The following is a 17,582-nucleotide window of genomic DNA, read 5'->3' as shown; positions in this document are numbered from 1 at the left end:
ATGAGCAAGAGGCAAGCCTCGGCGCCCGGCAGACAGGGCCCGATCACCGTCACGAATGTGCCGCCTTTCGACTGGCTCGCGCCCGTGAGCGACGATGCGCCCTGCGGCCCGGATCTCGAATACGACCACGATTTCGTCGTGCTGTTTTCCCGTGTCGCCCCCAAACAGGACGTACAGTACGGCGCGTTCGTGGGCGTGCCCGATCCGCTCAACTGGAGCGAGATCGAACGGGATTGTCGGCGGCTCATGATGCGCACGAAGGATTTGCGTGTCGCCGTGTTGTATACGCGTTGCCGCACATGTCTCGGTGGTGTGACGGGCCTGGCCGACGGCATCGCGCTACTGGCTGCCTGGGTGCAAGCGTTTCCGGATGATATCCATCCACAGACGAGCGCCGACAGCGATCGCGACGCGGCGCTGGAAATGCGGATGAACGCGTTGCAAGCGCTGTCGGATCCCGACGGGTTGCTGGTCGATGTGCGAGAAATCGTGCTGATGAAGTCGACCGCTACCCGCCTGCAGGTGCGCGACGTCGAGCGCGCGTTCGCGCATCCGCGTCCGGCCGATGCGCTCTCGCCCGATTCCGTCGTCCAGCAGTTGCAGGATCTGCGTATGCTGCAACCGGCAACGATCGAAGGCATCGACGATACGATCGCCGATCTCGCCACGATCAACGCGTGGTGCGACGATCATCTCGAATCGTTCCAGCCAGACCTTTCGACGCTGGCGCGACTACTCGACAGGCTGGGCTCGTCCACGCACGCCGATTCGGCCGAACCGCCCGATACGTTTCCCGCCCCGACCGCGATGGCCGACACATCATCGCAAGACGACACGGTAATGCCGACCGCACCTGTGCATCCCGTATCGGCGAGCGATCCTGACTGTGCCCCGCCCCTAATGAACTCCGTGCCGTCCGATCGCGACTCCGCGCTTGCGACGATTCGCGCCGCACGGACGTGGTTCGAGAATCACGAACCGAGCAGCCCGATTCCGGTGTTACTCAAACGCGCCGAGCAGTTCGTCGGCAAACGCTATGCCGAGGTCGTCAAGGCGATTCCGGCCGAGCTTCTGGTGCAGTGGGAAGAGGAAGACGGTTCGTGACCGCACTGGAAAACAACATGGCCGTGGTGACGGTTCGGCGTGTACGTCGAAGTCGGATCGACACAAGATACGTATTCTCGACCCGAAGCACACGGCCAGCCGTGTGAGCTTGTCGGGATTGCGACTTGATATTCGAATACTTGATATTCGGGTTCATGCAAGAGTGGCCACGCAAGCGATGCCTGTTTCGAATTTCTCACAGGAGAAACCGATGTCGACGTATCAAGCACTCCTCGCGCAACGCGAAGCTCTCGATGCTCAAATTGACGCGGCCAAAGCGAACGCCCGAACTACCGCACTCGTCGAGATCAAAGGCATGGTCGGCGAGTTCGATATCACGTCACAGGAGATCTATGGCGCCACGCGCGTGCAGACGCGGCAACGACCGCCTGCAAAGTACCGTGATCCAGAATCCGGCGCCACGTGGAGTGGTCGAGGGCGGCCGCCGGCTTGGATCGAGGGCAAGGACCGTGCTCGATTTCAGATCGCGGCAACGGCTACCCAGGCTTGAATCGCACGCCGACAGCCTCTCGCGCAGCAGCGGGCACGCACGATACTTCGGATCGCCGAAGTCTGCATCCGGTTCACTGTAGCCAGCCACGTTCACGGTAACGTCGAGATCAGATTCCCGGCAATATCGGCGGCACGCTGTTTTTCCCCGTCATCAAGCCGCTGAGCGATTCGCGCCTCGACGAGTGCCGCAGCAGCGCCATACCTCTCCAGACCGGGCTGCGCATCGAAACTCGCACGCGAACGCGCGACCCACGCTGCACCGAGGGCCCTGTCTCTTGGCAGACCGTTGCCGGTCAGGAACCGCATGCCGACCGCATACTGCATGAACGGATCCCCGAGCAGCGCCTCGTTCAGGCTCGACAGCCCGTCCCACTGGCGGTTGGCAGCCGCGGCCGCGCTGACGGGCGAATCGCTCCATAGCGTGGCCGCCGGATCGGCTGGCACCAGCCAGCGTTTCTCGCCGGCCGAAAGCCCGGTGTCCATTGCCGGCGCGAGGCTGCGCAGCGCAAGCGCGATCTCGGATACCGCCGAGCCACGTCGCGCCGCGCGGCGATGCCAGTCCATTGCGACCGTTTCGTCCCGGGGCACGCCGTCGCCCGTTTCGTACATCAGCGCAAAATCGCTTTCCGCCCACTGCGATCCGGCAGCAGCCGCACTGGTGAGCCACGTGGACGCTTCCTTCGGATCACGCGCGACGCCGCGGCCGTGCAGGTAGGCGATGCCCACCATCCGCTTCGCCTCGGTGCTCGTCGGCGCGGCACGCAGTGCCCACGCGAACGCTTCGTAGTCGTCGGTGCGACCGCCGAGCCCGGTCGACAGATGCCACGCGAGCGAACCTTGCGCCGACACGTTCCCCTGCTCGGCCGCCCGGCGAAACCAGTACGTCGCCGCATCGAAGTCCACCGGGACGCCGTCGCCCAGATCGTACGCATCGCCAAGTGACGACTGGTACGCCGGCTCGCCGCGATCCGCGAGTTTCCATTGCCAGTACGCACGCTCGTCCGCGGCAACGAGGCCGCTATCGGCCGACGCAAGGACACGCATCGCACCGACATTGCTGCCGGCGGCCGTGCGGCACCAGCGCGCAGCCTCGGCCGGACGGCGCGGCGTGCCATTTCCATCCAGATACATCGTGCATAGCATCGCCTGCGATGCGGCGTCACCCAGCTTCGCCCCGCGCGAGAACCAGTCGAATGCGATCGCCGGCTGCGGACCGCCCGACTGCCCACGCCAATACACCGTGCCCAGCGCCGAATACGCGGCAGGCACCTTGCGGCTCGCGAGGTCCTCCAGCCATTGAAGCCCCGTCCTGCCCGCGAACGACGTGTGGTGCTCGCTCAAGTAGAACCCGGCCGATACGCCGGCAGCCGGATCGCCCGCGTCGGCGGCCTGCTTCAGGTAGCGCAAGCCCGTCTGCTCGTCGCGCGGCACGCCGACGGTACCCGTCAGGTACTGATAGCCGACCCATCGCGCCGCCTCGAGGTTGCCGTGGTCCGCGGCAAACCGGAACCACTGCATCGCCTGCGTCCGGTCGACGCTCGTGCCTTCTCCGCGCCATGCCATGTTGGCGGCCATCAGGGCGGACGCTTCGTCACCACGATCCGCACCGCGCGTGGCCAGCCGAAAAGCCTTGCGCAGATCGACCGGCTCACCGTCGCCGCGTGCCGCGTAACGCGCGAGATTGGCCGCCGCGGCGCCATTGCCCTGCGCGTCGGCTTTTTCGAACCACGGTTTGGCGGCGACGGGATCCGGCTGCGTCCCCAGGCCGTTGTGCAGCATTGCGCCGAGATCGTTCTGCGCGACCGCCAGCCCATCGTCGGCCGCGCCCTGCATCCATCCCAACGCGGCCTCTTTGTCGACCGGACCGCCACGGCCGAACAGATAGAGGTTCGCCAATGCGTAACGCGCCCGCGTATCGCCGGCGAGCGCCGCCTTGCGGTACCAGTCGCGCGCCTTCGCGTCGTCGCGCGGCACGCCCGTCCCGCTTCCATACAGCTCGCCGAGCCTGCGCTGCGCGTAGGTCGAGCCGGCACGCGCCGCGGCCGAAATCAGGCCGAAGCCGCGCTGCGCGTCGCGCGGCACGCCGATGCCCGCGAGATAGAGGTTACCCAGCACCGCCTGCGCTTCGGTGTGGTTCTGGTCCGCCGCGGCGCGCAGCCACGTTGTCCCCTGCTCGACATCGCGCGGCACGCCGTCGCCCCGGATCAGCATCAGGCCGAGCGCGAACTGCCCGTCCGCCTGACCGCCCGCCGCGGCGCGCGACAGCCACGCCGCCGCGACCACCGGGTCGCGCGCCACCCCGCGCCCGGCCAGCGCGAATTTCCCCGCGTTCGCCGCGCCCGCAGCCGACCCGCCCTCGGCGGCCTTCACGAAGTACCGGTAGGCGGCCGCATTGTCGGCCGGTTGCCCATCGCCGTCCGCATTCATCCCGCCGAGCTGGTTGGCCGATGCCGTATCGCCGTCGCGCGCCGCCGACACGAACCATGCGTATGCCGTCGCATGGTTCCGCGGCAGCGCGACGCCATCGTAGTAGACATAGCCGAGTGCGCGCTTGGCCAGCGTCGAACCGTCGCTCGCCGCCGATTCGAGGATCGTCATCCCGCGTTTCAGGTCGGGACGGGCCGCGTAGCCATGCAGCACCATCTGCCCGTAGAGCGCGCGGGCCGTCAGGTTGCCGGCCTCGGCTTCCTGTCGGCAAAGGCTGCGAACCTGCGCTGGTTTGTTCTTCAGCAGGAGGCTGTCGAACCGCGCGTTCAGCGCCAGTACGCATGGCGTCGTGTCGTCGTGGACGGAAACGGACACGGCGCGTTGCGTTGCCGGCATCGCGACAGGCAGCGGCCCGGGCCGAGGCGCAGCGGCGCTGCCGAACCCGATGGTCAGCCCCGCCATCAGCCCTGCGGCTCCGATTGACCATTTCAGCGCGGGCCCGACGCAGTCGATACGCCGCACCGCCGGAACGCGCGGCCGAGGTTTGCCCACCGGCCTCATGGCGTCACGATCGTGACGTTCTTGATGATGACGTCGGTTCGGCCGTCCTCGTCGTCGATCGTCTTGCTCAATTCGATCCGGTAGTCGGCCAGCCATACGGAGCGCACGCGAACCGTCGTCCCGTCCTTGCGTACCTCGCTACAGTCGAGATTGACGGCATTGCCGGTCAACGTACCGAAGATCGTCGACGCGGGCTCGGTCTTGCCGATGTCGCATCGTCGGGTCAGTTGGCCGTGGCTCGACGGTTGGGGCACCCCGATCTCGACACGCTTGCCCTCCGTCAGCGGTTCGTTCGCCAATGCGATCGCCGACGTTTCCTTCAGCGTACGGAGCATCGATGCGTACCGGGGCGCGCGAACGTTCTGGTTCAACAGATCCGCCAGCCCGTACCCCATATCGAACGACGACCAGTTGGTGTTCCCCGACGCGTCTTTCGTCGTCATCAGCTCGACGACCACGCCGTTGTTGCGTCGATTGACATAGGTGTCGACATACGGGCCCGAATCCTTCGGCGTCGTCTTGTTCACCCATTCCCCGTCCACGATCAGGCGGGCATACGGCAACGGCCGGCTGCCATCGGGCGGCAACTGGCTGCGAATGGCGTCCGGCAAGCGCCGCTCGTCGAATACTTCATCCAGATACGCACCGGGATCGGCAAGGACGGTTTCGCTCGCCGATTTCCCGTCTGCGATCAACTTGAAGAGTTCATAGGTCGCCCGCCGCTGTTCCGGCTCGGGAAGCTTGTCGAGCGTGTCGACCGCAAACTTGACCAGCGCACACGTGTTCGGCTTGTCTTGCTTCGCAAGCCATGGCGGCACGTCGATCGCATCCATGCGCGCGTTGACCTCGAGCAATTCGGCTACGGTGTAATGCTCATCGTCGTCGGACGATGCGCCATGCCGCTCGCCAACGAGGTCCAGCAATTCGAACGTGCTCCGCAGCATCTTCGGTGACGACGTCTTCGCCAGCGTCGCCAGATCGCCGCCGGTCAGTTTCGACATCTCGCAACCGTTCTTCGACTCGCCCGCGATGTCCTTCAGCAGCCGAAGGAACTGCAGCCGCTCCGCCGGAGGCAGCATCATGTCCTCGCCCACGGCGGATCTGCCGCGCATGCTGCGCAGTCGCGCCATATAGTCCGGGTTCTGCACGATCCGGGTGAACCAGGCGATCATGATCTGCCCGTTTTCCGAGTCGGGATCCACCCCGATATGCACAATGTAGGCACGCGCGCGTTCGCTGATCTGCGCCGGCGTCAGGTTAATGACCGGATTTGCCGCTGGCGCGGAAGCCGCCGGCTCCGCAGGCGCGCTCTGCACGCCCAATCCATATGCCGTTGCGGTCGCGATGGACAGCAACACCCCGAAAAGGCCTGTTTTTATTTTCATAAGGTCGAAATTCGAACGCGTGATCGCTTATTTTTCAGTTGCAACTTCGAGCTTGACGATGACGTCGTCAACATAATTGACCCTGACCGGCAAGCCGGCGCGGATCGGCCCGCCATGCGATGCGGTGTTATTGAAGCCTCCCGTCATCACATAGTCGGAGCATGGAAAGCATGCCTGCCCGACACAAAATCGCTCCATCGCGTGCCCGGCATAAGGCATGGGTTCAAAGGCGCTTACCTCGCCTTCCACCATGCGAACCTCACCGGCGGCGATTGCGCTCCTGAGACAATGTGTCGTGCCATACGTGCTTCCGAACGCAATGGCTGTCCACATTATCGCGAAACCCAGCCAGACGAACGGGAAGACCTTGCGCATGAAGGCAGGCGCCTGTACCGGCAGATCGTTACGAAACCGGACAACCACGATGCCGACCGCCACAAGGCACGGGCCGAATGCGAGGACCGCCCAGTTCGCAAACCCGCTGTTGGCGTAGTCGAATAGGATCCGATAACCGTCGCCGGATACTACCGGCGCTATATCGGAAGTCAAGTGCATCAGGGGATTGCGTTGACCCGTGCCGCTTGTCGCGATGCAGTCTATCAAAAATGCCCCTCCCCCAATGCACATGGCGACGCCCACGCTCTTGCCCCTACGCTCCGTGACATTTTCGCGCCGATGGCCGAACTGATCCATCAACTGCAGCTCGACGACCTTCGTTGCGCCACCAGTGAAAATCCACCGCGCGAGCCCCCATACCGTGGTCACCATGACGCCCAAAAACACCGTCACCGGCGCGTTGCCGTCCGACGGTCCCAGAAAATCCCAGACATCATGGGCCGCCCGGACGCGTTGCCGCCGCCCATCACGATCCAGGGCAAGATCTGCAAACCGAAAAGCGCACGGCCGTAGGTGTTGTTCGAGACGCCGCGAATGGTGGGAGCAATGTTGACGGTCTGCCCGCCTCCGGCGCCAGTAGCGACTGGTTGTCGCAGTGCCGCCATCTGGAACGATGCCTGTTGCGTGTGCATCCAGTGCACCACGCAGTCACCGCTATGATGAGCAATAAGTGACGGTCGCGTTGAAACGTCATGTGGGATCGCCATGCGTACATTGCGTATTTGCGGGTCAGTTTGTGACCCAACTCCCAGGGCGGTTAGTTGGTGTTCTTGGCACCTACGGCACTCACCGTTGACACTTGTCCACGACTCGCCAGCAAATCGGCCTTGAACTGCGGCACAAGCTCCATCAACGCTTCATTCACGCCTTGAATAGCGTGTAGTAAATCATCCTTCACTGCCGAGTACCAGTTGTAGCTGTACGGGATGCCGCCCTGTTGGAAGGCAGACTCAGTCTCGTGCATCAGGTCATCCGCAAAAATGCTCTTCAACGTGTCTGCCTTGAATATCCGTACCTCCGTCTTCGCAAAACGCAGGTAAGGGTGCCTCAGTCGTTCCGATTTCGTCGAGCTGCGCGCATGTCAGCTAGCCTCTTTCGATCACGATCTCGGCGACGCCTCTGCCAGATTCCAACGCTCGCCGCGCCAGGTTGGTGGCATTTGTGTAGCCGCTATACGGATTGAGTGCTGTCACGATTCCGATCGAATGCTCGGCGATCGACTGCAGTCTTTCTCGATTCGCGGTGATCCCGTCGACACATTCCGATGCCAATGTGAGACAACCTGCACGCAGTTGAGCGACGCCTTTGAAAAGACTGTCGGCGATTACCGGCGCAAACGCATTGGTGATCATGGGATATAAGCCGACGCGAGGGTCCGGCGCCACATGCGACTGCATGCGCACCGGATGGCTGAATGGTTGGGGGACGTCTACGGTTCAATCGCCGGCGTTGGTCGCATAGGCTATGCATCTGCGCGCCAGTACTTCCGTCGGATCGACCAGTGTGACCCGTGCGCCGTTTCGTGCGACGTACTCCCCGCTCGCCAGCAGAATCGGAAGCTCGGTACATCCGAGGACAATCACGTCGACACCGTCGGCGATCAATCCGTCGACAGCGGCGTTGATGTCTTCTTCGCATCGCCCCGTCGAGAAACCTGCCTTGACGCCGTTCTTGCCGTAGATCGCTTCCATCACGCGTGCCTGCAGCGCTGGTTCTGGCGCTACCTGTGTGAGTCCGTGCGCCTCAAGCGCCTTCTTATAAACGCCGCTTTCGATCGTGCCGGACGTTGCCAGCACACCGACCTGTCGCAACGCAGGGTAGGTTTCGCGAAGGTAAGCGACAGTGACCGTCAGCATGTTGACGATCGGGATGCCGAGACAAGGTTGAATCCGCTCGACAAACGCATGGGCGGTGTTGCATGGAATCGCAATGATGTCTGCGTCTCCGTCCTCGAGCTTCTTGCATGTCGCATACAACGAAATCGTCGGGTCCGTACCGGTGCCGACGAGGTTTTCCGTCCGGTCTGGAATTTGCGGATTCTGCTCGACAAGCAGCTTGATGTGGTCCTGATCGCGCGACGCCGGTGTGTTTCGAACGACCTTGTTCAAAAAGTCGACTGTCGCCGCCGGCCCGACACCACCAACGACACCGACCTTGAACGTCGGCGCGCGCGAACCGCCTGGCGCCGAGACGGCGTACTGCGCATATGCCAGGTTGGAATCAATCAGCGGCACCCGCTGCGGGCCGAGCGCGTCGGCTACAAGTGCGATTTCCGTCAGAGCCGGGACAATGACCTGCGCCCCCTGATCTGCCAGATCCTCGCTCGCAGCGCGCAGTAGTTCGACCGGCCGCCCGCGGAGGTTGCCGCGCTTGATCCCGAGTGGCCCATAAATCGCGTCGGTCACCGGATCGTTATCGCCATGCGCCCGCGGATAGATGATTTCGAACCGCGGTGAAGGAAAGTACGTCTCGAACAGTTTCTTGCCGCGCACATAGTCCGACGCCATCACGCCAATGCGGGTAGCGTCCGGGAACTTTCGCTGCACGTAACAGCGAAGCGCCTCGACGATATTGACGATCGGCAACCGCGTGTTCGCCTTCAATTCATCGATAAACGTGTGGCTGAGAAAACATGGGAGCACGACGGTCGTCACACCGCGTTTCTCGAATTCACGGATCATGTCGAAAACGTAAAGCTTGCGCCCCGTTGTCGCCGCGCTGCTCGATCCCGAGCCGCTGAATGGCCGTTGCTCGAAGATCAGATCGACATGCTCGTCGTCGGACGACGCAGGGGTCGCCTTCACCATCTTGAAGAAGACGTCAGCGCTTCCAAGCGGCCCAAGACCACCGACAACGCCGAATTTCCGCCGAGCACTCATGGATTCAGGACGTTTCATGCGTTCAGCTCCGGTTGGTCGAATCCGGCGTTACTCGACTTTGCCGACCGCTTGCCTTCCCACTTCGCAATCACTGCCGTCGCGACGCTGTTGCCGATGACGTTTGTCATCGTGCGTCCCATATCGAGAATCTGATCGATCGCGAGGACCATTGCGACGCCCGCAACCGGCAGGTGAAACATCGGGGCCACGGCAGCGACGACGACGACGGATCCGCGCGGCACGCTTGCCATGCCCTTGCTGCTCAGCATGAGAATCAACAACATGTAGATCTGCTGCGATAACGGCATGTGCACGCCGAAGGCTTGTGCGATGAAGATCGCTGCGAACGCCTGATACATCATCGAGCCATCGAGGTTGAACGCGTAACCCAACGGAAGCGTGAACCCGACCACCTTCTTGTCGACGCCGAACTTCTCCAGTTGTTCGGTCAGGCGTGGATAGGCGGCCTCGCTGCTCGCGGTGGAGAAGGCGATCAATGCGGGTTCACGCACCGCTTTCAGCAGACTGCCGACACGTCGCCCAAGAAATGCATAACCGATACCCACCAGGATCACCCAAAGGATGAGCAACCCGAGATAGAACGAGCCGATCAGCTTGCCATACGTATAAATCACATCCAGGCCGCGAAGCGTGACCGCGGAAGCAATCGCGCCGAACACGCCGAGCGGCGCCGCACGCATCACGTAGTTCGTAAGACGCAACATCACCGGCACCAGACCGTCGATTGCCTGGATAACAATGCCGACCCGTGGATCTTTCTTCAGCGCACTCAGCGCGATGCCCAGGAACACCGAAAATACGAGAATCTGCAGAATGTCGTTGCGGGCCATCGCATCGAGCAGGCTGGTCGGGAATGCGTGCGTGATCACGTCCCGCGCGTTTAACGCAGCCGTATTCAGCCCCGTGTTTACCTCGCCGGCGGTGTCCGTAAGATGAAGACCGGCTCCCGGTTCCAGCGCATTGGCCATGATGAGCCCAAGGCCCAACGAAATCAGCGATGCGCAGATGAACCAGCCGACCGAGCGAAGACCGATACGGCCGACGTCTTCACCACTGTCCATCCCGGCCAAACCGGAGACGAGTGTGGCGAAGACCAGCGGCGCAATGATCATCTTGATCAGCCGCAGAAAGATGTCCGTCACGATCGCGAAATAGCCGGCGACCGTTTTGAGCGTGCCCGGGTCGGCGATGCTCTGGTGACACGCGTAGCCGGCAATGACACCGAGGATCATGCCGACAGCGATGCTGAGAGTGAGGCGATTCTTCATGTCCATTCGTCCTTGGGTGGCGCCGGACTGCCGAAGGCTGCCGAGCGCTAGGAATGGGCCCAAATGACGCTGACCGGGCGTCACATTTGCCGTTGGAACGAATGGTAGGGAGCGTCAATAAAACCACGATGCTAGTGCATCATGACGGTATGCGAGATCCGCATAATATGGGAAAACCCTAACCGAGTCGGGGCGATGCAGCACGAAGGTGTTGCCAAAGCGTATCCAGAAATTCGCTGCGATTGGAGGCGTCGCGATAGACGCGCAGCTCGACTTCGAGATACCACGCTGCCGGGCCGGCAGGCACGAGGTCGCCGGTCTCCAGCTCGGCGGCGATCGAGCTCTTGGGCAACCACGCTACACCCTCGCCCTCCAGCACGAGCTTCTTCAGCACTTCGGCCATATCGGACTCGTAGTGCAGCTGCAACGCTGGCGTATCGGGTGCCCGAGCGAGCAGCAGCGCAAGACAACGTCCGAAGTAGCTGGTTTCCGTATACGAAATAAGCGGCAGCGGATTCTGCTTCGTCCCCGGCAGGCGAAAAGCGGGTGCCGACCGCCGGTTGGGCTTGCATGCCGGCATCAGCGTATCGATACCGACGGTCACGTGCTCGTATCTGCCCGGGTCGAGATGCAACGGCAGCTCGGGATGATGATAGGCAAACATAAGCTCGCAGTTTCCGTTGACGAGCATCAGGATCGAGTCGTGGACGTTCGTTGGAATAACGCGCGCCCGCACCTCGCCGAAATGGGGCGCCAGAGCTTTGAGCCAGCCCGGCAGGAAACTGAGTGCGATCGTGTGGCCGGCAGCAATCTGCAGGCTCTTGCCGGCGATTCGTTGCTCGGTGCGAATGATTGCGCGTGTGTCGAACAGTCGGCTGAGCACGTCTTCAGCCGTCTCGCGAAATAGTTGTCCGGCCGGTGTCAGCACAGGCGGGAAGCTGCTGCGATCGATCAGTTCGGCGCCGATCCACTGCTCGAGCGACTGGATTCGGCGACTAAAACCCGACTGCGTTACGTTACGAAACTCCGCTGCTCGGGAGAAGCTTTGGTATTGGGCGAGAGCGATGAAATCCTCGATCCACTTGATTTCCATATATGCCTTGGACATCCGGGTGTGGGCTGAATCGAAGACACATTAGCAAAGAGGCGGACAAATCGGTAGAGGAGCAACGGGCACCCTATCGAGCGCAATGTGTCATGGTGTTGCCCGGCTTGAAGGCCCCTTGATGGCAACGCAGGCTTCGATCCCATGCCCCCGCCCGCGCAACGGACGACCCGGACGGAAAAATGCAAACGCGAGTCGGGCCGGATGAACCATGCCATCCGGCCCGACTCGCGATCCGATTCAACGACCTCGCTACGCGTCAAGCGTAGTCATACACCCCACGCCCCGTCTTCCGCCCCAACCGCCCTGCCGACACCATCTCGCGCAGCAGCGGGCACGCACGATACTTCGGATCGCCGAAGTCCTTCACGAACACGTCCATCACCGCGAGGCACACGTCGAGGCCCACGAGATCGGCCAGCGCGAGCGGCCCGATCGGGTGGTTCGCGCCGAGCTTCATCCCCGCGTCGATCTCCTCGGCCGACGCGATGCCCTCGGCCAGCACGAAGAACGCCTCGTTGATCATCGGCACGAGGATCCGGTTCACGACGAAACCCGGCGAATTGCGCACGCCGATCGGCGACTTGTCGAAACGCTCGGTGAGCGCACGCACGGCCGACGCGGTCGCCTCGCTCGTCTGCAGCCCGCGGATGATCTCGACGAGCGGCATCAGCGGCACCGGGTTGAAGAAGTGCATGCCGACGAAGCGCGACGGATCGGCGAGCGGCGCCGCGAGCGCGGTGATCGAGATCGACGACGTGTTGGTCGCGATGATCGCGTCCGGCCGCGCGACGGCCTCGATCTGTTTCAGGATGCGGCCCTTCAGATCGACGTTCTCGGTCGCGGCTTCGATCACGATGTCGGCCGACGCGAGCTTCGCGTAGTCGGTCGACGTCGTGATGCGCGCCAGCGCCGCGTCACGTGTGGCCGCGTCGAGCTTGTCCTTCGACACGAGCCGCTCGAGGCTGCCCTTCAGCGTCGCGATGCCCTTGTCGAGCGCCGCATCGCTGACGTCGATCATCACGACGTTGAGTCCCGCAACGGCGGCGGTTTGCGCAATGCCGTTGCCCATGGTTCCGGCGCCCACGACGCCGACGATTTCGATGGCCATGAAAGTTCCTGTGTGTTCGGGTGCTGAGCGTTCGATTATCAGATGTTCTCGAAGATCGCAGCAATCCCCTGGCCGCCGCCGATACACATCGTCACGAGCGCGTAACGCCCGCCGATGCGCTTCAGCTCGTACAGCGCCTTGACCGTGATCAGCGCACCGGTCGCACCGATCGGGTGGCCGAGCGAGATGCCCGACCCGTTCGGGTTGACCTTCGCGGGATCGAGGCCGAGCTCCTGCGTGACCGCGCAGGCCTGCGCGGCGAACGCCTCGTTCGCCTCGATCACGTCGAGATCGGAAATCTTCAGGCCCGCGCGTTCGAGCGCCTTCTGCGTGGCCGGCACCGGGCCGATACCCATGTAGGCCGGATCGACGCCCGCATGCGCATAGGCAACCAGACGTGCGAGCGGCTTCACACCCTGCGCACGCGCGGCGTCCGCGCTCATCATCAGCACGGCCGCGGCCGCATCGTTGATGCCCGACGCATTGCCGGCCGTCACGGTACCGTTCTCCTTCGCGAACACCGGGCGCAGCTTCGTGAAATCGTCCGCGCTCGCGTCGTGACGCACGTGCTCGTCGGTATCGAACGCCACCTCGCCCTTCTTCGAGCGGATCGCGATCGGCAGGATCTGATCCTTGAAGCGCCCTTCAGCGATCGCGCGCGCCGCGCGACGATGCGATTCGAGCGCGAGTGCATCCTGCGCGTCGCGCGAGATGTCGTACTTGCGTGCGACGTTCTCGGCCGTCACGCCCATGTGGATCGTCTGGAACGGGTCGTGCAGCGCGCCGAGCATCATGTCGACGAGCTTGCCGTCGCCCATGCGCTGGCCGAAGCGCGCGGCCGGCACGGTGTACGGCGCGCGGCTCATGCTCTCCGCCCCGCCGCCGATCGCGACGTCGGCATCGCCGAGCATGATCGTCTGCGCGGCCGACACGATCGCCTGCAGGCCCGAGCCGCACAGGCGGTTCACGGTCAGCGCCGGCGCGTGCTGCGCGACGCCGCCGTCGATCGCCGCGACGCGCGCGAGATACATGTCCTTCGGTTCCGTGTTCACGACGTGGCCGAACACGACATGCCCGACCGCGTCGCCCGGCACGTTCGCGCGCGACAACACTTCGCGCACGACCTTCGCACCGAGGTCGGTCGGCGAGAAATCCTTCAGGCTGCCGCCGAAATCACCGATCGCGGTACGGACACCGCTCACCACCACGACTTCTTTCGCTGCATTGCTCATCGTCTGCTCCGGTTCGTTCGCGCACGCAGGCGCGTTGATACGTTACATGTTCGGGTAATTCGGCCCGCCGCCGCCTTCCGGCGTGACCCACACGATGTTCTGCGTCGGGTCCTTGATGTCGCAGGTCTTGCAGTGCACGCAGTTCTGCGCGTTGATCACCAGCCGATCGCTGCCGTCGTCGTTCTTCATGAACTCGTACACCGCCGCCGGGCAGAAGCGTGCCTCCGGCCCCGCGTACGTGCGCAGGTTCACGTTCACCGGCACGCTCGCATCCTTCAGCGTCAGGTGCGCCGGCTGGTTCTCCTCGTGGTTCGTGTTCGAGATGAACACCGACGACAGCCGGTCGAACGTCAGCTTGCCGTCCGGCTTCGGATACTCGATCGGCTCGCACTGCGACGCCGGTTTCAGCATTTCATGATCGGCATGCTGGTGATGCAGCGTCCACGGCACGTTGCCGCCCATCACCTTCTGCTCGATCCCCACCATCAGCGTGCCCAGGTACAGCCCCTTGGCCATCCACTGCTTGAAGTTGCGCGCGCGGTACAGCTCCGTGTGCAGCCACGACTGCTTGAAGGCGTCCGGGTATGCGTTCAGTTCGTCCGACTGACGGCCGGCCTGCAGCGCGTCGAACGCGGCGTCGGCAGCCAGCATGCCGGTCTTGATCGCCGCGTGGCTGCCCTTGATCCGCGATGCGTTCAGGAAGCCTGCATCGTCGCCGATCAGCGCGCCGCCCGGGAACACCGTCTTCGGCAGCGACAGCAGACCGCCCGCCGTGATCGCACGCGCGCCGTACGATACGCGCTTGCCGCCTTCCAGGAACGCGCGGATCGACGGGTGCGTCTTGTAGCGCTGGAATTCCTCGAACGGCGACAGGTACGGGTTCGTGTAGCCAAGGCCCACCACGAAGCCGACCACGACCTGGTTGTTGTCCATGTGATACAGGAACGAGCCGCCGTAGGTATCGGACTTCAGCGGCCAGCCGGCCGTGTGGATCACGAGGCCCGGCTTGTGCTTCGCGGGATCGATTTCCCACAGTTCCTTGATGCCGATCCCGTACGCCTGCGGCTCGGCGTTCGCGTCGAGCTTGAACGTCGAGATCAGCTGGCGGCCGAGGTGGCCGCGGCAGCCTTCGGCGAACAGCGTGTACTTCGCGTGCAGCTCCATGCCGAGCTGGAAGTTCTCGGTCGGCTCGCCGTCCTTGCCCACGCCCATGTTGCCGGTCGCGACACCCTTCACGGAGCCGTCGTCGTTATAGAGGATCTCGGCGGCCGGGAAGCCCGGGAATATCTCGACGCCCAGCGCTTCCGCCTGCTGGCCGAGCCAGCGGGTGACGTTGCCCAGCGAGATCACGTAGTTGCCGTGGTTCTTGAAGTTCTCGGGCAGCGCCCAGTTCGGCGTGGTCACCGCGCTCTTCTCGGACAGGAACAGGAAACGGTCTTCCGTCACCTCGACGCTGAGCGGCGCGCCCTGCTCCTTCCAGTCGGGGAACAGCTCGGTGATCGCGCGCGGGTCCATCACCGCACCCGACAGGATGTGCGCACCGATCTCGGAACCCTTCTCGAGCACGCACACGCCGATCTCGGTGCCTTTCTCGGCGGCCAGCTGCTTGAGCCGGATCGCCGCCGACAACCCGGCGGGGCCGCCGCCGACGATCACGACGTCGTATTCCATCGATTCGCGCGGGCCGTATTGCGCGAGCAAGTCCTGTGTGGTCAAAATCCTGTCTCCTCCAGCGTCCCGACCGTCAACCGGTCAGAACTGGTCTTCCGTCAACGCGAGCACGCTCTCGTTGCCCTTCGCGCCGACGATCGACGCTTCGAGCCCGCCTGCCTGCACCAGAACGTGTTCCGCATAGCATTGCGCAATCGCGATCTTCGCATCGAAGAACGCCGGGTCGCTCGCGCGGTTCGCCTGCGCCGCCACCAGCGCACGCGCCATCTGCCACCCGCACAGCACCACGCCCGCCAGCTTCAGGTACGGCACGCTGCCCGCGAACACCGCGTTCGGGTCCTGCTTCACGTTCGCCACCACGTAGTCCACCACCGACGACAGCGCACGCGCGCCCTTCTCCAGCTGCGCCTTCATCGATGCCGCCGCCGCGCCGTCCAGCTTGCCCAGCGCCGCCACCGTCGCGTCGATCTCCGCGATCAGCGCCTTCGCCACCGCGCCGCCGTCGCGCATCGTCTTGCGGCCGACCAGGTCGTTCGCCTGGATCGCCGTCGTCCCTTCGTAGATCGCCAGGATCCGCGCATCGCGGTAGTACTGCGCCGCGCCCGTCTCCTCGATGAAGCCCATCCCGCCGTGCACCTGCACGCCCAGGCTCGCCACGTCATTCACCATCTCCGTGCTCCAGCCCTTCACGACCGGCACCAGATACTCGTAGATTGCCTGATGACGGCCCCGCGTCGCCTCGTCCGAATGGCGGTGGGCAACGTCGCTGTGCGCGGCTGCCACGTACGCCAGCGCCCGCGCGCCTTCGGTCAGCGCGCGCATCGTGCCGAGCATCCGGCGCACGTCCGGGTGATGGATGATCGTCACCGATTGCTTGGCCGACCCGTCCACCGGGCGGCTCTGCACGCGTTCCTTCGCGAATTCCGCCGCCTTCTGGTACGCGCGGTCGGCCACGCCGATCCCCTGCATCCCGACGCCGAAACGCGCCGCGTTCATCATGATGAACATGTATTCGAGGCCGCGGTTCTCCTCGCCGATCAGGTAGCCGATCGCGCCGCCGTGGTCGCCGTATTGCAGCACCGCCGTCGGGCTCGCCTTGATCCCGAGCTTGTGCTCGATCGACACGCAGTGCACGTCGTTGCGCGCGCCCAGCGAACCGTCCTCATTGACCATGAACTTCGGCACGATGAACAGCGAGATGCCCTTCACGCCTTCCGGCGCGTTCGGCGTGCGGGCCAGCACCAGGTGGACGATGTTGTCCGCCATGTCGTGCTCGCCCCACGTGATGAAGATCTTCGTGCCGAACACCTTGTACGTGCCGTCGCCCTGCGGCTCGGCGCGCGAGCGCACCAGCGCCAGATCGGAGCCGGCCTGCGGCTCGGTCAGGTTCATCGTGCCGGTCCATTCGCCCGAGATCAGCTTCGGCACGTAGCGCTGCTTCTGCTCGTCGGTGCCGGCCGTCAGCAGCGCTTCGATCGCGCCGTCGGTCAGCAGCGGACACAGTGCGAACGACAGGTTCGACGCGTTCAGCATCTCGATGCACGGCGTCGCGATCAGCTTCGGCAGGCCCTGGCCATCGTACTCGGCCGGGTGCTGCAGCCCTTGCCAGCCGCCTTCGACGAACTGGCGGAACGCTTCCGCGAAGCCCGGCGTCGCGGTCACGACACCGTCCTTCCAGCTGCTCGGGTTGCGGTCGCCTTCGACGTTCAGCGGCGCCAGCACCTCGCCGCAGAATTTCGCGGACTCGTCGAGCACGGCCTGCGCCGTGTCGTAACCCGCATCCTCGAAGCCCGGCAACTGCGCAACGGCGTCGATGCCCGCGAGTTCCTTCAGCACGAACAGCATGTCCTTGACGGGGGCGTTATAGCTCATGGTCGATGTTCCAAATCAGGCGGTGAATGGGGCGCGC

General features: G+C 63.9%; 14 protein-coding genes and 1 pseudogene. 2 read left to right on the top strand and 13 right to left on the bottom strand.

Translation table 11 applies throughout. From position 1 onward, the window contains the following. Positions 1–1,104 (top strand): ImpA family type VI secretion system protein, encoded by a 1,104-nt coding sequence (locus ACN22W_RS37625; protein WP_419690745.1) that lies wholly within the window; start codon positions 1–3, stop codon positions 1,102–1,104. A 211-nt stretch (positions 1,105–1,315) separates the two neighbouring features. Then, the gene (locus ACN22W_RS37620; RefSeq protein WP_419690141.1) at positions 1,316–1,615 is read left to right on the top strand and encodes an H-NS family nucleoid-associated regulatory protein; all 300 of its coding nucleotides are present in this window, start codon (positions 1,316–1,318) and stop codon (positions 1,613–1,615) included. A 92-nt stretch (positions 1,616–1,707) separates the two neighbouring features. On the opposite strand, the gene ACN22W_RS37615 is transcribed toward ACN22W_RS37620, so the two are convergent. From ACN22W_RS37615 to ACN22W_RS37555, 13 genes and pseudogenes are all read right to left on the bottom strand, one after another. Continuing rightward, entirely contained in the window at positions 1,708–4,419 is a 2,712-nt protein-coding gene (locus ACN22W_RS37615) for a tetratricopeptide repeat protein (protein WP_419690140.1), read from the bottom strand. 182 nt (positions 4,420–4,601) lie between these two features. Then, positions 4,602–5,990 carry a hypothetical protein gene (locus tag ACN22W_RS37610; RefSeq protein ID WP_419690139.1) on the bottom strand — a complete coding sequence of 463 codons (1,389 nt, stop codon included), beginning with the start codon at positions 5,988–5,990 and terminating at the stop codon, positions 4,602–4,604. A gap of 27 nt (positions 5,991–6,017) precedes the next feature. After that, a complete protein-coding gene (locus ACN22W_RS37605) occupies positions 6,018–6,779 on the bottom strand; it encodes a hypothetical protein (RefSeq protein ID WP_419690138.1) in 762 nt (253 codons plus the stop codon). Next, on the bottom strand, positions 6,776–7,018 hold the full coding sequence (locus tag ACN22W_RS37600; protein WP_419690137.1) for a hypothetical protein: 243 nt from the start codon (positions 7,016–7,018) through the stop codon (positions 6,776–6,778). Before ACN22W_RS37600 ends, ACN22W_RS37605 begins: the two co-directional genes overlap by 4 nt. A gap of 125 nt (positions 7,019–7,143) precedes the next feature. Then, the gene (locus tag ACN22W_RS37595) at positions 7,144–7,377 is read right to left on the bottom strand and encodes a hypothetical protein (protein ID WP_419690136.1); all 234 of its coding nucleotides are present in this window, start codon (positions 7,375–7,377) and stop codon (positions 7,144–7,146) included. A 97-nt stretch (positions 7,378–7,474) separates the two neighbouring features. Further along, positions 7,475–7,729: pseudogene (gene aspA / locus ACN22W_RS37590) on the bottom strand (aspartate ammonia-lyase); the annotation flags it as partial. A gap of 93 nt (positions 7,730–7,822) precedes the next feature. After that, positions 7,823–9,283 (bottom strand): aspartate/glutamate racemase family protein, encoded by a 1,461-nt coding sequence (locus tag ACN22W_RS37585; RefSeq protein WP_419690135.1) that lies wholly within the window; start codon positions 9,281–9,283, stop codon positions 7,823–7,825. Further along, the gene (locus tag ACN22W_RS37580; protein WP_419690134.1) at positions 9,280–10,554 is read right to left on the bottom strand and encodes a dicarboxylate/amino acid:cation symporter; all 1,275 of its coding nucleotides are present in this window, start codon (positions 10,552–10,554) and stop codon (positions 9,280–9,282) included. Before ACN22W_RS37580 ends, ACN22W_RS37585 begins: the two co-directional genes overlap by 4 nt. A gap of 178 nt (positions 10,555–10,732) precedes the next feature. Beyond that, entirely contained in the window at positions 10,733–11,647 is a 915-nt protein-coding gene (locus tag ACN22W_RS37575; RefSeq protein ID WP_343494306.1) for a LysR substrate-binding domain-containing protein, read from the bottom strand. A 271-nt stretch (positions 11,648–11,918) separates the two neighbouring features. Next, positions 11,919–12,770, bottom strand: a complete 852-nt coding sequence (locus ACN22W_RS37570) for a 3-hydroxybutyryl-CoA dehydrogenase (protein ID WP_419690133.1) — start codon at positions 12,768–12,770, stop codon at positions 11,919–11,921. 38 nt (positions 12,771–12,808) lie between these two features. Then, complete coding sequence (gene bktB / locus ACN22W_RS37565) at positions 12,809–14,002, bottom strand: beta-ketothiolase BktB (protein ID WP_412025838.1); 1,194 nt, start codon at positions 14,000–14,002, stop codon at positions 12,809–12,811. Positions 14,003–14,044: 42 nt separating this feature from the next. Then, positions 14,045–15,673 carry an electron transfer flavoprotein-ubiquinone oxidoreductase gene (locus tag ACN22W_RS37560; RefSeq protein WP_419690744.1) on the bottom strand — a complete coding sequence of 543 codons (1,629 nt, stop codon included), beginning with the start codon at positions 15,671–15,673 and terminating at the stop codon, positions 14,045–14,047. A gap of 81 nt (positions 15,674–15,754) precedes the next feature. Beyond that, complete coding sequence (locus ACN22W_RS37555) at positions 15,755–17,545, bottom strand: acyl-CoA dehydrogenase (RefSeq protein ID WP_048249885.1); 1,791 nt, start codon at positions 17,543–17,545, stop codon at positions 15,755–15,757. Between the last annotated feature and the right edge of the window lie 37 nt (positions 17,546–17,582).

The organism is Burkholderia theae, assembly GCF_048565265.1.
Lineage (GTDB): Bacteria > Pseudomonadota > Gammaproteobacteria > Burkholderiales > Burkholderiaceae > Burkholderia > Burkholderia theae.
This window is presented reverse-complemented; position numbering and strand designations above follow the sequence as displayed.

Coding starts and splice junctions, on each gene's coding strand:
- ACN22W_RS37560 (WP_419690744.1), bottom strand. CDS start 15,673: ATGGAATACGACGTCGTGATCGTCGGCGGCGGCCCCGCCGGGTTGTCG.
- ACN22W_RS37625 (WP_419690745.1), top strand. CDS start 1: ATGAGCAAGAGGCAAGCCTCGGCGCCCGGCAGACAGGGCCCGATCACC.
- ACN22W_RS37585 (WP_419690135.1), bottom strand. CDS start 9,283: ATGAAACGTCCTGAATCCATGAGTGCTCGGCGGAAATTCGGCGTTGTC.
- ACN22W_RS37555 (WP_048249885.1), bottom strand. CDS start 17,545: ATGAGCTATAACGCCCCCGTCAAGGACATGCTGTTCGTGCTGAAGGAA.
- ACN22W_RS37600 (WP_419690137.1), bottom strand. CDS start 7,018: ATGCACACGCAACAGGCATCGTTCCAGATGGCGGCACTGCGACAACCA.
- ACN22W_RS37570 (WP_419690133.1), bottom strand. CDS start 12,770: ATGGCCATCGAAATCGTCGGCGTCGTGGGCGCCGGAACCATGGGCAAC.
- ACN22W_RS37610 (WP_419690139.1), bottom strand. CDS start 5,990: ATGAAAATAAAAACAGGCCTTTTCGGGGTGTTGCTGTCCATCGCGACC.
- ACN22W_RS37620 (WP_419690141.1), top strand. CDS start 1,316: ATGTCGACGTATCAAGCACTCCTCGCGCAACGCGAAGCTCTCGATGCT.
- bktB (WP_412025838.1), bottom strand. CDS start 14,002: ATGAGCAATGCAGCGAAAGAAGTCGTGGTGGTGAGCGGTGTCCGTACC.
- ACN22W_RS37575 (WP_343494306.1), bottom strand. CDS start 11,647: ATGGAAATCAAGTGGATCGAGGATTTCATCGCTCTCGCCCAATACCAA.
- ACN22W_RS37580 (WP_419690134.1), bottom strand. CDS start 10,554: ATGAAGAATCGCCTCACTCTCAGCATCGCTGTCGGCATGATCCTCGGT.